Here is a 14312-nt window from a genome sequence, read left to right on the forward strand (position 1 = left end):
GCAATTGAAAAACCTAGAGTTAGCAAAGCTTTCAGAGTTTGGATCTGTATCAGATTTTTCGTGAAATGGTATCAATTATTCATTTTTAAAATTAAGGAGAACTAGTTTTAGAAACTTCGGGACTGCGAATTATGATGTGTCCCTTATCACTTGTTTGAATAGCTAACATCGATGGTATTTCGTTAGGCTTTACATTTGGGGGCAATGCTTGAAACAAATAAATCCAGCCGCCACGTTCTAGGAGTAAGCGCCAGACTCTCGGCTGTTTGGGATTGCTAATATCATTATCTTCTCTGCCTCGTAAATCCTCGAATAAACCTCTGTCTCCAATAATACGGTAGCCTTGCAAAGAAGGATCGGCAAATATATCATCGAGTTTGCGTCCAATAGCAAACTTATCTTCAGGTGTGATTAGCGCCACAACAGGTAAAGTAGAGTTTTGACCAGCATCCCGCCTGGCATCTGCAATGCCTTGCCAACGAGCTAACCAAAATATCACAATTAATACCCAGGATACTATTACTATCTCATTGACTAGCGATCTCAGAAAATCTACTGAACGCAGTTGTCCAACACCAAATTCAGCCAGAGATTTTAGGCGTTTAGCTGTCCATGAGCGTTTGTGTTGGGTTGCAGAGATAATGCGATTTAGTAGTAATTGGCTAGCAGAGACTACCGCATCACTGATGATTTTAATTAACCATAACGTTACCTGAATGGCGATCGCAGTTACAAAAAAAGCGATCGCTGTTTTAAATATTGCCCAACTATTTCCGAGAAATATTTGCAGAGGAACTATCAAAAAAGACTGTGCAGGTAAATCGAGGGTATTGAGTTCTAGCTGAAAAAAGTAAAAGTATGACCACCGATAAATCCAACCTGCAAAGAAAAGCGCCGCACCCAGCAAGCCAACTACACTAGTAAATTTACCTAAAATATTTGTTTCCTGGTTGGGGGCTTGAGTCATACGGAAAATGGGGAAAATGAGTACTCAGATCCTCGACCGCTTAAAGAAGTCGGGGATCTTGTTAGTAATTTTACGGAAATTTTGTATATGCCTTTGAAGTTTAATGAGAAAGTTAAATATAGTCAAATATACTGTTTAAGCCATGAAAGCTTTTTTCCAAAGATGGGCTGTGGTAATTCTAATAATGGCAGCAGCACAAGCAGGAAACATTCAAGCTGTAATTAGCAAAGATGTCAAAACGGGAAATATCTTGTTGGCACAGACACAAATCAATGTCGATGAATTAGAACTTGCAGTAGCGTTACCAGAGTTAGCAGAGGTCATCCTTAAAGGGGGTGAGTCAAAGAGTGGACGAATCATAGGAATCGATGTGCAAGGGCAAGCACTATCAATTCAGCGTAGTGATAAAACTGCCACGATAGACCTCAGCCAAATTCAAAAAGTAGTTTTCAAGGATGGGGCGTTAGTTTACAGAAGCAATGGACGGCAAATCATCAGGGGTGAACGCGATCGCCCCACAGGTAAGCTAGTAACTTGGAGTGGTATACCCCTAAATACTTTTACCGTCAAAAATTCTACTCCGGGTCAAGCTGTGGTGAAGCTCAAACCACCTGTAGTTTCCAAAGCACAGTTGCGGGGTATTCAGTCAGTGGCTAAAAATCGGCAATATGTGGTAGATGAAATTCAGTTCAATTCGCAACAACGAACAATCAATATTGTCGCAACACCTTATTAATCTTCTGTTGTCAGTTGTTAGTTGTCAGTGGTCAGTTGTCAGCAATAGGCAACAGACAAAATAGGTGATTATAAACCGCGCCTACACAAACAAAACCTACGGAGGTAGGTTTCAAAACCTTAATTTTCCATTAGTCCGCGCAGGCGGTGAGGGGGTCGCAGTCTACAGCCCTTCGGGCATCCTTCGGCGGGCGGTTCCCGTCGATTGCGTTAGCGTAGCGTTAGCGACGAAGGAGCGTCACCCCCGAACCCGTTCGCTCTTAGCGTTCCCGCAGGGTAGGGACTTTGCTTGTGTAGCCGCAAATTCTATGAGCTGGAGCTGAAGTTGACTTTGGTAATATTCTATGAAGAAAATTCTTACTAGTTTTTTGGCTTTGGGTGTTTGTCTAACGCCTTTAACAGTAATGTTAATTGCTCAACCCACTTGGGGACAGACTCAAAACCCGCAAGCGCAAACAGCTGAAAAACTACTAGAACAGGCAATACAAAAGGTACAGCAACAGGAATATAAACAAGCAATACCCATATTCCAGCAAGTTTTGGTCATGGCACGAGAACTTAAAGACCAAAAAAATGAAGCACTAGTACTGGTATGGCTTGGGTTTTGCAACGACGCATTAGGACAAAAGCAGCAAGCACTCTCCTTCTACAACCAAGCTCTGCCCCTAAGACGGGCTGTGGGCGATCGCTCTGGTGAAGCGGTTACACTCAATAACATCGGTAAAGTCTACGACGATTTAGGACAAAAGCAAAAAGCACTGGAATTTTACAACTCTTCTTTGCCCCTAACACGGGCTGTGGGCGATCGCTCTGGTGAAGCTCGTACACTCAATAACATCGGTAAAGTCTACGACGATTTAGGACAAAAGCAAAAAGCACTGGAATTTTACAACTCTTCTTTGCCCCTAAGACGGGCTGTGGGCGATCGCTCTGGTGAAGCGGTTACACTCAATAACATCGGTGCAGTCTACTCCGCTTTAGGACAAAAGCAAAAAGCACTGGAATTTTACAACTCTTCTTTGCCCCTAACACGGGCTGTGGGCGATCGCTCTGGTGAAGCGGTTACACTCAATAACATCGGTGCAGTCTACTCCGCTTTAGGACAAAAGCAAAAAGCACTGGAATTTTACAACTCTTCTTTGCCCCTAACACGGGCTGTGGGCGATCGCGCTGGTGAAGCCGTTACACTCAATAACATCGGTTTAGTCTACTCCGATTTAGGACAAAAGCAAAAAGCACTGGAATTTTACAACTCTTCTTTGCCCTTAACACGGGCTGTGGGCGATCGCTCTGGGGAAGCGGTTACTCTCAGTAACATCGGTAAAGTCTACTCCGATTTAGGACAAAAGCAAAAAGCACTCGAATTTTACAACTCTTCTTTGCCCCTAACACGGGCTGTGGGCGATCGCTCTGGTGAAGCGGTTACTCTCAGTAATATTGGTGGACTCTTCCAAAGTACAAATCGACCAACCCAAGCCATTACTAATTTGCAGCAATCTGTCCAAATTAGCTTAGAAATGCGCCAGGGTTTGCAACGAGAAAATCGCCAAAAGTTTTTACAAGAAAATGGTGGAAGTGCTACTGCTTTAGTCGATGTCTTGATTAATCAAAAAAAATACGATCAAGCCTTTGAATGGGTTAACGTATTTACTACAGCCGACCTTGCTGATTATACTCGCCTGATTAATGCCAAAGTTGCCAACCCAGAAGCACAGCAAGCTCTTGATAATTGGAGTCAACAAAATCAACAATTAGAATCTCTGCGACAACAACTGCAAGACAATCGCTCCGAAAGTCTACCCCAACAAATTCGGCAATTAGAAGCACAAGTTTACTCACAAGCCGAAACTATCTCTCGCAGTTTCCCAGAAGTGGCAGAACTATTTGAAACTACCCCAGCAGATATTAAAAACCTGACATCTTCCATCCCCGCAGGAACGGTTGTGATTCAACCAGTCTTGCTGACTAATGTTAGAGATATACCTAATAACGTCGCCTTTTTCATCTTCAACAAAGATAAATTGAGCGTTATTAAAAAATCTATTGAACCCGCTGAATTTAATCAACTTCTTACTCAATATCTCAAACAGGTACAAAATGACGGTGATGCTAGCTACATTGAAACTGGTGGTAAACTCTATGATATTCTTATTCGTCCTATAGAAGACAAAATTCAGGCTTTATCTCCCAAACAACTGAGTATTATTGCGACTGGTAAACTGCGTCATTTACCTTTTGAAACCCTTTACGACAGTAAAACAGACAAATTTCTGATCCAAAAATATCCTGTCAACTATCTCACTCGTATTTCCAATAATTCCTTAAATTCTCTAGATTTGCAAAATGCTGATACCCGCAAAACACAAGCTGTTTTAGCATTTGGTAATCCAGTACCCAGTAAATCGCAAAATCTTCCAGGTGCAGAAGAAGAAGTCAAAAAAATTAAGGAAATACTGCCAGATAGTGAAGTTTATATCCACAATGAAGCTAGCTTAGAAAAATTTAAATCCCAAGCATTGCGCTTTTCATTTTTGCATTTAGCAACTCACGGCTGTTTTCAAACTGAAGATTGTAAAAAAGTCAAGTTACAAAATAATACTTTATTATTTGCTGATGGATCTTTAGACATTGCCAATGCTGCTCTTTTAGGTTTACAAGGCACACAACTAATTACTCTGAGTGCTTGTCAAACTGCTGTAGACACAAATTTGAATGACATAGGAATTGCAGGTGTTGCTTATATATTTGAGCGTGCTGGTGCTAAAGGTGTGATGGCAAGTTTGTGGGCGGTTGAGGATAAAGCAACTCAAGAATTAATGGTTGATTTTTATCAAAATGTCAAGCAAGGTATGACGAAAGGTGAAGCTTTGCAACAAGCTAAGTTGAAGTTAATTGCAGATCATCGCCATCCTTTTTATTGGTCGCCATTTGTCTTAATTGGTGATGCGCGTTGAAGTAGTTCACATTCACAGATCCCCGACTTCTTAAAGAAGTCGGGGATCTAATTTTTAATTTTAGATGTAGGTTATTGTGTCAAAATTTGACGGATTAAAATACTCATCACCTCATCTGCGTTACCAGTTGGTAACAGTGGACTCCAGTCGCCGACGCTGGCGTAGCCAATTACCTGCAAATGGTGAATTGTGCTGATAACGACTTTGGCTGAACCCATCAATATATGTTTAAGAGGTTCTCTCTTGGGAGATGGACGTTCAGTTGATTGATTGAAAGTAGGCGGATTTAAATTTTTGCTACCCAAGTACTGTTCTAACTGTGAATGGGCGGAATTTTCTGATTGTGCCATGATTATATTTATACTCCGATATTTGGGGTTAGATAAAGGCGATCGCACTTTTCTTGGCGGAACAGGGGGTCGCCTTTATCATGTCTTAATATTAAAGTATAATTTTATACTAGTCAAGCATTAGATTTAAAATTTATTGTGAATAATTCTCAAATTTGCTTGAGAAGAAATAGACATTCTGAAAAACTCACAAGACTTAAATTTCTTCACCGCAGAGGGTCTAAACTTGTTGTAATCGCATTAAAGGGGTTCTAAAAATAAATCGCTTTACGTCTACGCACTCCTCAGTGAAGCAGTCTTCCTCGTGACGAAAGCGGTCTGATTTGCGCTTGCAGCAATTTCCCTTGTGACGAAAGCGGTCTCATTCGCGCTTGTAGCGGTTTCCCTCGTGACAAAAGCGGTCTAATTTGCGCTTGCAGCGGTTTCCCTCGTGACGAAAGCGGTCTGATTCGCGCTTGCAGCGGCTTACCTTGTGACGAAAGCAGTCTGATTTGCGCTTGCAGCGGTTTCCCTCGTGATGAAAGCGGTCTTTTTGATGACGATTGATTTAAGACATCAAATTTAAAATTATTAATTATTAATATTACGATTAAATACCGAGAAATTACTGGTAGTAGCTGAAAAATTTATGAAAGAAATTGTGATTTACTCTGAAGCACAATGCTATTTAACTAGGACAAGCTATTTTTAGAAGTATCTAAACAAATAAATTTATGGCTCGCCAAAAAAGAACATCTCGCGTTTTGGAAAAAGCTGAGTTAAGATTGTCTGGGCTAAAATCGATTGTTCCAGATATCAAATTTGATGAGGATTATAATCTGGAAAAAATGATAGTGTCAATTGAACATTTACGTACAAAAATTGAAGTTTACAATACTGCTTTGTCTGTAGTTGATTCTTCTAAAACTGAAATTGAAGAAATGGAACAAAACTTGCGTCAGTTTTGTGAAAAGATGTTAATGATAGTTGCTATTAAATACGGCAAAGACAGCCGCGAATATGAAATGGCAGGTGGCATTCGTAATAGCGATCGCATCCGCAAAATCAGAGCCAGTCGCTTAAAATCTATTGCCGAAAAAGCCTCAGATGAGAATACTAAAGCTGTTTAGTTATTCGTGTTGGTGGCAGCATCCTGTTTTGGCGAATCGCCCAAGAAGATGAAAAATTTTCTTGAGCGATCGCTTTCAACTGTAACATCGAGTTAATCTGGAATATTATAGACTTTACATGCATACTTACTAGTAAGTATGAAATTAATAAGATATAGATGATTAACTAAATAGGAAAATTGCATGGAAGGTAAAAGATTTATCCGCACTCTGCGATTAGAGAACTTTCTTTCTTATGGAAGTGACAGTGAAGAAATTGAACTGCAACCGCTAAATGTTTTAATAGGGGCAAATACTTCTGGTAAATCAAATTTAATTGAAGCAATTGGAATTTTAAAAGCAACACCAACAGATTTACCTGCCCCATTTCGGCAAGGTGGAGGAGTTAGTGAGTTTTTGTGGAAGGGTGAACAGGAAACTCCAGTAGCCAAAATAGAAGCTACTGTTAATTATCCAGAAGGACTCCAACCCTTACATTATCAGTTGATGTTCACGTCTACTAGAGGCAGATTAGATTTAATAGATGAAGTAATAGAAGAAAATCAATATCAAAATTCGGTTAATAATATCCTTAGTTCTTACTATCGCTATAACAGTGGATATCCAGATTTAATGGTACAAAAAGGTAATTACTTACAACCACATGGAAACTATATTCATCCAGATAACTTAATGCCAGACCAGTCCATTTTGTCTCAAAGAAAAGACCCTGAACTTTATCCTGAGCTTTCTTATTTAGGAAGTCAGTTTTCTACGATAGGATTATACCGAGAATGGCATTTAGGGAGAAATTCTGAAATCAAAAAAAATCAAAAGCCTGATTTACCTGCAATGTATCTTCTAGAAGATGGAAGTAATCTAGGAATATTTTTAAATAACTTAAAAATTAAAATAAATAGAGAAATAGTTGAAAAACTAAAAAAATTTTATGATAAATTTGAAGACTTTAATGTAAATATCTATGGCGGTACAGTACAAATATTTATTCGTGAAGAAGGTGTTATTCAACCAATTCCTGCAAATCGTTTATCCGATGGGACACTGCGTTATTTATTTTTAATGGCTTTACTGCTCGATCCAACTCCACCACCACTGATATGTATTGAAGAACCAGAAATAGGGTTACACCCAGATATTCTACCGACTATTGTAGAAATGCTAATCGATGCATCACAGAGAACTCAAATCATAATCACTACTCATTCTGATGCTTTAGTTTCTGCTTTGAATGAATATCCAGAATCAGTGTTGATATGCGAACGTAATGAAAAAGGCTCTCACCTCCGTCGCCTTGAACCTGATAGACTGAAAAACTGGCTAGAAAAGTATACACTTGGCGACCTCTGGCGGATGGGTGAAATTGGGGGAAATCGATGGTAAAAGAGGTGAGAATTTATATAGAAGGTGGTGGAGATGGAAAGAATACGAAAGCTTTAATAAGACAAGTATTTAGTAAATTTTTTAACTCGCTTGTAGAAATAGCTAAAAGTCAAAAAATTAAATGGAATATTACTATATGTGGTTCTCGTAATAATACTTTTCGTGATTTTAAAAATGCTTTAAAATCTCATCCAGAAGCTTTTAATGTATTGCTTGTTGATGCAGAAGCACCTGTCACCAAACAGTCTACTTGGGAACATCTAAAATTTAGAGATAACTGGAATGCACCGCTAGGAGTTGATGATAGTCATTGCCATTTAATGGTACAAGCAATGGAAGCTTGGTTTATTGCTGATGTATCAACTTTAAAGCAATTTTACGGACAGGGATTTAAAGAAAATGCTATTCCCAGGAATGCTAATGTAGAAACTCTTGACAAAGACAGTTTAGAACCAAGCCTAAAAACTGCGACTCGTAGCACTACAAAAGGTGAGTACCAAAAAATCAAACACGCCTCGAAGCTTTTAGAGTTGTTGGATAGTGCTAGGGTTCGCCAAGCTTCGCTATACTGCGATCGCTTCTTTACCACACTAACAGCAAAAATGGGTGTATCAAGCAACAACCCCAGCGAAGAGTAAAAAAACCTTGAGCGATCGCCACTGGTAAGAGCTAAATTTAGATAGAGTACTGGATTGTTTAATTAGTTATGCTGGCAAGCTACATTGACCAAGCAATGGAACTAGCAGTTTATGAGATCATTGAAGAGGATCAAACTTATTGGGGTGAAATTCCAGGTATACAAGGAGTTTGGGCGTGTCATCAAATACTAGAAGGATGTCGGCGTGAATTAAGAGAAGCTTTGAGTGACTGGCTGGCGTTGCGGTTACATTTGGGATTAACGATTCCGATAATAGCTGGTATTAATCTCAATGAAATGACCAAACCTATATAAAAATGTCTAGATTAACCCCAGTTTCTTGGCGTGATTTAGTAAAACGTCTGCAAGAGTTGGGCTTTGAAGGGCTATACGCAGGAGGAAAGCACCCACAAATGCGACGAGGTGATGTGACTGTAATTATTCCTAACTCTCATGAAGGTGATATTAGTGTGGGTTTATTATCACGGCTATTGCGACAAGCTGGGGTTTCTCGTGAAGAATGGTTGAGTAAGTGAAATCTAGTAATGTTAGAGGCTATTTATCCAGTAAATTTAATGTGATTATAGCGCCGCAGCGATCGCATCAAAATGGTAAAAAATCCTTGAGCGATCGCGTCTTAAATTTCACATCACGTTATCATCAAGTATTGTGGCTTTCCTGTGCGTAACTCCTAGCATCTATGACCGCTTCTGAATCTGCAACCGAACCCACTAAACCCAATAATACTAATACATTTATCACAGACCATCGACAGGTAGACCGCAGCAAACTCAGTCAAATGTACCTGCACTATGTCGAGACGAAAGATAAATATCTTCACGCTGTGTTGTTGTATCGGGTAGGAGACTTCTTTGAATGCTATTTTCAAGATGCTGTCATCCTAGCGCAAGAATTAGAATTAGTCCTCACCAGCAAACAAGCTGGAGAACAAGGACGAGTAGCAATGTCTGGTGTGCCGCATCACTCCTGGGAACGCTACACAACGCTGCTAGTAGAAAAAGGCTTTGCAGTGGTCATTTGTGACCAAGTAGAAGACGCATCAGAAGCGGCTGGGAGGTTGGTGCGGCGTGAGGTAACACGCATTCTTACCCCTGGGACTTTGCTAGAAGAGGGAATGCTCAAATCTAGTCGTAATAATTACTTGGCGGCTGTGGTAATTGCAGCGAATCATTGGGGTTTAGCTTATGCAGATATTTCCACAGGTGAATTTCTCACTACCCAAGGCAGTGATTTAGAACACCTCACCCAAGAATTAATGCGCTTGCAGCCTTCGGAAGTGTTGGTTCCTAGTAATGCTCCCGATTTGGGTAGTTTGCTACGTCCAGGAGAAACTTCGCCCCATCTTCCCCAGTGTCTACCACCATCATTTTGCTATAGTTTGCGATCGCAAGTTCCCTTTTCTCAAGGTGAAGCCAGACCTAAATTATTGCAGAAATTTAAAGTGCGATCGCTTGAAGGACTCGGTTGTGATCATCTGCCTCTAGCCGTCCGTGCTGCCGGCGGTCTTTTAGAATATGTGGAAGATACCCAAAAAGAAAATCCTGTCTGTCTTCAGAGACTACGCACCTATACCACCACCGATTATCTCATTGTTGACCATCAAACCCGCCGTAACCTTGAAATTACTCAAACAGTTCGTGATGGCACTTTTCACGGTTCCCTGCTGTGGGCATTAGATAGAACTAGCACTGCAATGGGAAGTCGGGCGTTACGGCGCTGGTTACTGCAACCCCTACTTGATATTAAAGGTATTCGCTCACGGCAAGATACCATCCAAGAACTGATAGGAAATACACCTCTGCGTCAAGATTTACGGCAGTTATTGCGTCAAATTTATGACTTGGAACGCCTGACAGGACGTGCAGGTTCGGGTACTGCTAACGCTAAAGATTTAGCGGCTTTGGCAGATTCCCTCTCACGTTTACCAGAGTTAGCCCACTTAGTAGCTGATGCTGATTCTCCGTTCCTCAAAGCTTTGCAGAAAGTACCGCCTATTTTGTCAGAATTGGCCCAAAAATTACACGTCCATCTTGTAGAATCGCCACCCATACACATTAAAGAAGGCGGATTAATTCGTTCAGGAATTAATCTTCAGTTAGACGAAAGAAAAGCAACTGTAGAAGCAGACCAACAATGGATTGCCAATTTAGAAGTTGACGAAAGGGCAAAGACGGCAATTCCTAACTTGAAGGTGGGATTTAACAAAACATTTGGTTATTACATTAGTATTTCCCGCGCCAAAGCTGACCAAGTTCCCAGCAACTATATCCGCAGACAAACCCTCACAAATGAGGAACGTTACATTACCCCAGAGTTGAAAGAACGAGAAGCCAGGATTCTGACAGCGCGGGATGATCTAAACCGTTTGGAATATGAAATTTTTACGGCTTTGCGTGAAGAAGTCGCACAACAAGCTGATGTGATTCGCAATCTTTCTCGTGCAGTAGCCGCGGCAGATGTTTTGTGTGGTTTGGCTGAATTGGGCGTGCAGCAAGGTTACTGTCGTCCAGAAATGCTGCCAGGACGGACAATAGAAATAGTTGATGGTCGTCATCCGGTGGTGGAACAGTCTTTACCTGCGGGGTTTTTTGTACCAAATTCGACTCAGTTGGGAGAGGAGGAAACGAACCACAGAGGCACAGAGTACACAGAGAAGAATGAGAAGAAATCTGTTTGTGCTGATTTAATTATCCTCACTGGGCCAAATGCTAGTGGTAAAAGTTGTTATTTACGTCAGGTGGGGTTGATTCAGTTAATGGCACAAACTGGAAGTTTTGTACCAGCTAGGTTTGCTAAATTGGCAGTATGCGATCGCATTTTTACTCGTGTTGGTGCTGTTGATGATTTGGCAACTGGTCAATCTACCTTCATGGTGGAAATGAATGAAACAGCAAATATTCTCAATCATGCCACTTCTAGGTCGTTGGTATTGTTAGATGAAATTGGCCGCGGCACAGCAACATTTGACGGACTTTCCATAGCTTGGGCTGTAGCAGAATATCTCGCAGTAGATTTGAGGGCGCGGACAATTTTTGCGACTCACTACCATGAATTGAATGAACTAGCTGGAATGTTGCCGAATGTGGCTAACTATCAAGTAACGGTAAAAGAATTACCCGACCGAATTATCTTTTTGCACCAAGTCCAACCGGGAGGCGCTGATAAATCCTACGGCATTGAAGCGGGAAGATTAGCGGGTTTACCTGGGGTAGTGATTCAACGGGCAAAACAAGTCATGGGACAAATTGAGAAACACAGTAAAATTGCAGTTGGTTTGCAAAATCTGGACTAAGCAACTGTTTTATTGTTGAGAAAGTGCGATCGCATCTTTGCTTGTCGAACAGAGAACAGTTAAGAAGCGCGTAGCTGAAATCATGGCAGAGATTCAAGCAATTTTGGAGCAGTGATTATGCTAGGTTTACTAGAAAAGTTTAGCCGCTTAGAAGAGACCTCTTGCATAAATATCTTTTTGTCTCACGCAAAGACGCAAAGACGCAAAGAAGAAGCCAATAATAAGGACTTTTGCAAGAAGTCTAAGAATTAATGAGTCAGTCAGTCTTAAAAAGTATTGATTCTGACCAAATTTTACTGATGAATGGGATCAGTTGGGATATATATGAAACACTATTACAAGGTTTCAAAAACAATTCTCATTATCGCTGGAAATATTTATAAGGTACTTTAGAAATAATGTCACCTAGCCGTCGTCATGAGTTTAATAAAAAGATTATTGCTTTATTGCTAGAAGCCTATTTTTTAGAAGCAGGGATTGATTTTTATCCTTTAGGCTCAACTACTTTGAGAAAATAAACAGCCGCTAGAGGAATAGAGCCAGCCAAAATACAGGTAGTTCCTACAAATACTTTGGGAAGAAGTCCACCTTGCCCTAAAATTCTACACGGGGAGCCAAACTGATTGCGCCCACTATTCACCGTTAGCTGAGGATTTTTTTGTGGACTTATCCCGTATTCCTGCCCAACCTAAGCCAGGTGTCATCAACGTTTTGATTGAAATTCCCGGCGGGAGTAAAAACAAATACGAGTATGACAAGGATCTGCAAGCTTTCGCCGTAGATCGTGTACTTTATTCTTCGGTACAATATCCGTATGATTATGGTTTTGTGCCTAACACGTTAGCTGAGGATGGCGATCCTTTAGATGGTATGGTCATTATTGACGAGCCAACCTTTCCAGGCTGTGTAATTGCTGCACGACCAATCGGTTTTTTGGAAATGATTGACGGTGGCGATCGCGACGAAAAAATTCTTTGTGTTCCTGACAAAGATCCGCGTTACGCTCAAGTAAAATCTCTCAAAGACCTAGCGCCACACCGTTTAGAAGAAATTGCTGAATTTTTCCGTAGTTATAAAAATTTGGAAAAAAAAGTGACTGAAATTCGTGGTTGGCAAGAAGTTGAGCAGGTTAAAGTCTTAGTAGAAAAGTCTATCAAAGCCTATAAAGCATAATGAGAGAGTGAGGAGTTAGAAGTTATGAGTTACAGATGTTTATTTCTAGCTCTTAACTTCCAACTTCTAAGGTGATTTCTAGCGAATAAAATACCAATGTTGACGAGTTTCGACTTTGCTCAACTCTCGGCTCTTTCGTTGGTTGAGCTAAGTCGAAACCAACGGTTGCGGTAAATTTATTAATGGACTTCACCTAACTACATAACTGTTGATTACCCCAAAACCAAATGCAGCGCACTCTTCTTTTGGCAAAGATTCACAACTGCACCCTCACCGGGGCGAATATTAACTACGTGGGTAGTATCAGTATCGATCAAGTCTTATTAGATAAAGCTGGCATCTTACCTTATGAGCAGGTGCAAGTAGTGAATAATGCTAATGGTGAACGCTTTATTACTTATGCCATCCCGGCTCCAGCTGATTCGGGAGTAATTGAGCTAAATGGAGCTGCGGCACGTCTAGGCATTATGGGCGATCGCTTGATTATAATGGCTTACGGGCAGTTCACTCCGGAAGAGTTAAAAAGTTACTCTCCCACAGTAGTCATTGTGGACGAAAACAACCGACCTTTGGAAGTGCGACACTACGATGACCTGCTCAGTAAGGTCTAATTTCAAAGAAAATGTCAAATTTAGAGCTGTCGGGTTCCCAGAGCTACGTAACAGAAAAGCCGGCTACTCCCTCAAGTAGCTCAGTAGATCATTTTCGAGTGCAATTTTGGGGTGTAAGGGGCTTGATTCCTACACCAAGTAGCATTGCCAACCGCTATGGTGGCAATACTGCTTGTGTAGAAATGCATATAGGCAACAAACACTTGATTTTCGACGGGGGTACTGGTTTACGTATACTAGGTAAAACTTGGCAGCAATTGAAACAACCACTAGAAGCTCATCTATTCTTTACCAATTCCCAATCAAATCGGATTCAAGGTTTTCCCTTTTTTGCACCTGCATTTGTGGCCGAAAATTGTTTTCACATTTATGGAAGCGCCGCCTCTAATAGTGCTTCGATTAAACAATGCTTGTATGACCAGATGCTTCAACCGCACTTTCCTTATCCGTTGCAGGTAATGCAGTCAAAATTGCACTTCTATAATCTCATTCCAGGTCATGAAGTGAAGTTAGATGAGATCACGATTACAACAGCATTGATCAATCAAACTCAGCGCTCAGTTGGCTACCGTGTCACTTGGCAGGATTATAGCGTTGCCTACGTCACAGATTTGCAAAAAAATATTGATGAGATAGATAAAGAGCGCATCTTAGAAATAATTCAAGGTGTGGATTTATTGATTGCTAATGCGACTTACATTCCCCCAACATCTCATAAACATGAATCTGGAGATTTGCACTGGCAAACAGCTGTGAACTTAGCTCAAAGTGCGGGTGTGCAGCGGTTAGTGATCTCTCATCATCACCCAGACGACGAAGATGATTTTCTTGATAAAGTTCAAACTGAAGTGCAATCTGTCTTTCCTAAAGCCTTGCTAGCAAGTGAAGGTTTGATATTGTCCGTTGGGTAGCCAAGCAAATTTGGTAAAAATTTGCGTGACTCGGCGTTGAACAGCAAAATGGGTACTGTTAGAGTATAATTTGGTGAAAAATTGTGACTATGATCGGTAGATGAGGTCTGCATCTAATGAACTCTGATATCCTTCAAGCTATCGATTAAGGTTTGCTGTTGGACTGATCGCT

General features: G+C 40.8%; 14 protein-coding genes. 12 read left to right on the plus strand and 2 right to left on the minus strand.

Annotated elements, in window-relative coordinates; all coding sequences use genetic code 11:
* Positions 1 to 91 precede the first annotated feature (91 nt).
* Positions 92 to 967, minus strand: a complete 876-nt coding sequence (locus QI031_RS05745; RefSeq protein WP_281484238.1) for a hypothetical protein — start codon at positions 965 to 967, stop codon at positions 92 to 94.
* A gap of 169 nt (positions 968 to 1136) precedes the next feature.
* Here QI031_RS05745 and QI031_RS05750 point away from each other — a divergent pair, with 169 nt between their 5' ends.
* Positions 1137 to 1703: a hypothetical protein gene (locus tag QI031_RS05750; RefSeq protein ID WP_281484239.1), complete on the plus strand. Its 567-nt coding sequence runs from the start codon at positions 1137 to 1139 to the stop codon at positions 1701 to 1703.
* Between the two features lie 343 nt (positions 1704 to 2046).
* Positions 2047 to 4656: a CHAT domain-containing protein gene (locus QI031_RS05755; RefSeq protein ID WP_281484240.1), complete on the plus strand. Its 2610-nt coding sequence runs from the start codon at positions 2047 to 2049 to the stop codon at positions 4654 to 4656.
* Positions 4657 to 4727: 71 nt separating this feature from the next.
* Here QI031_RS05755 and QI031_RS05760 read toward each other — a convergent pair whose 3' ends face one another.
* Complete coding sequence (locus QI031_RS05760; RefSeq protein ID WP_281484241.1) at positions 4728 to 5006, minus strand: hypothetical protein; 279 nt, start codon at positions 5004 to 5006, stop codon at positions 4728 to 4730.
* Positions 5007 to 5719: 713 nt separating this feature from the next.
* Between QI031_RS05760 and QI031_RS05765 the strand changes: the two genes are divergently transcribed.
* The 10 genes from QI031_RS05765 to QI031_RS05810 all read left to right on the plus strand — a co-directional run bounded on the left by QI031_RS05765 (position 5720) and on the right by QI031_RS05810 (position 14140).
* Positions 5720 to 6115 (plus strand): hypothetical protein, encoded by a 396-nt coding sequence (locus QI031_RS05765; RefSeq protein WP_281484242.1) that lies wholly within the window; start codon positions 5720 to 5722, stop codon positions 6113 to 6115.
* A 183-nt stretch (positions 6116 to 6298) separates the two neighbouring features.
* Positions 6299 to 7495 carry an AAA family ATPase gene (locus QI031_RS05770; RefSeq protein WP_281484243.1) on the plus strand — a complete coding sequence of 399 codons (1197 nt, stop codon included), beginning with the start codon at positions 6299 to 6301 and terminating at the stop codon, positions 7493 to 7495.
* Complete coding sequence (locus QI031_RS05775; protein ID WP_281484244.1) at positions 7489 to 8133, plus strand: DUF4276 family protein; 645 nt, start codon at positions 7489 to 7491, stop codon at positions 8131 to 8133. Before QI031_RS05770 ends, QI031_RS05775 begins: the two co-directional genes overlap by 7 nt.
* A gap of 68 nt (positions 8134 to 8201) precedes the next feature.
* A complete protein-coding gene (locus tag QI031_RS05780; RefSeq protein ID WP_281484245.1) occupies positions 8202 to 8447 on the plus strand; it encodes a type II toxin-antitoxin system HicB family antitoxin in 246 nt (81 codons plus the stop codon).
* 2 nt (positions 8448 to 8449) lie between these two features.
* Complete coding sequence (locus tag QI031_RS05785) at positions 8450 to 8668, plus strand: type II toxin-antitoxin system HicA family toxin (protein ID WP_281484246.1); 219 nt, start codon at positions 8450 to 8452, stop codon at positions 8666 to 8668.
* Complete coding sequence (locus QI031_RS05790) at positions 8665 to 8820, plus strand: hypothetical protein (protein ID WP_281484247.1); 156 nt, start codon at positions 8665 to 8667, stop codon at positions 8818 to 8820. Before QI031_RS05785 ends, QI031_RS05790 begins: the two co-directional genes overlap by 4 nt.
* A gap of 12 nt (positions 8821 to 8832) precedes the next feature.
* Positions 8833 to 11445 (plus strand): DNA mismatch repair protein MutS, encoded by a 2613-nt coding sequence (gene mutS, locus QI031_RS05795; RefSeq protein ID WP_281484248.1) that lies wholly within the window; start codon positions 8833 to 8835, stop codon positions 11443 to 11445.
* Positions 11446 to 12105: 660 nt separating this feature from the next.
* Positions 12106 to 12618: an inorganic diphosphatase gene (locus QI031_RS05800; RefSeq protein WP_281484249.1), complete on the plus strand. Its 513-nt coding sequence runs from the start codon at positions 12106 to 12108 to the stop codon at positions 12616 to 12618.
* A gap of 227 nt (positions 12619 to 12845) precedes the next feature.
* Positions 12846 to 13229 (plus strand): aspartate 1-decarboxylase, encoded by a 384-nt coding sequence (panD, locus tag QI031_RS05805; RefSeq protein ID WP_281484250.1) that lies wholly within the window; start codon positions 12846 to 12848, stop codon positions 13227 to 13229.
* An 11-nt stretch (positions 13230 to 13240) separates the two neighbouring features.
* Positions 13241 to 14140 (plus strand): MBL fold metallo-hydrolase, encoded by a 900-nt coding sequence (locus tag QI031_RS05810; protein WP_281484251.1) that lies wholly within the window; start codon positions 13241 to 13243, stop codon positions 14138 to 14140.
* The last annotated feature ends 172 nt before the right edge of the window (positions 14141 to 14312 follow it).

The sequence above is a fragment of the Halotia branconii CENA392 genome, assembly GCF_029953635.1.
GTDB lineage: Bacteria > Cyanobacteriota > Cyanobacteriia > Cyanobacteriales > Nostocaceae > Halotia > Halotia branconii.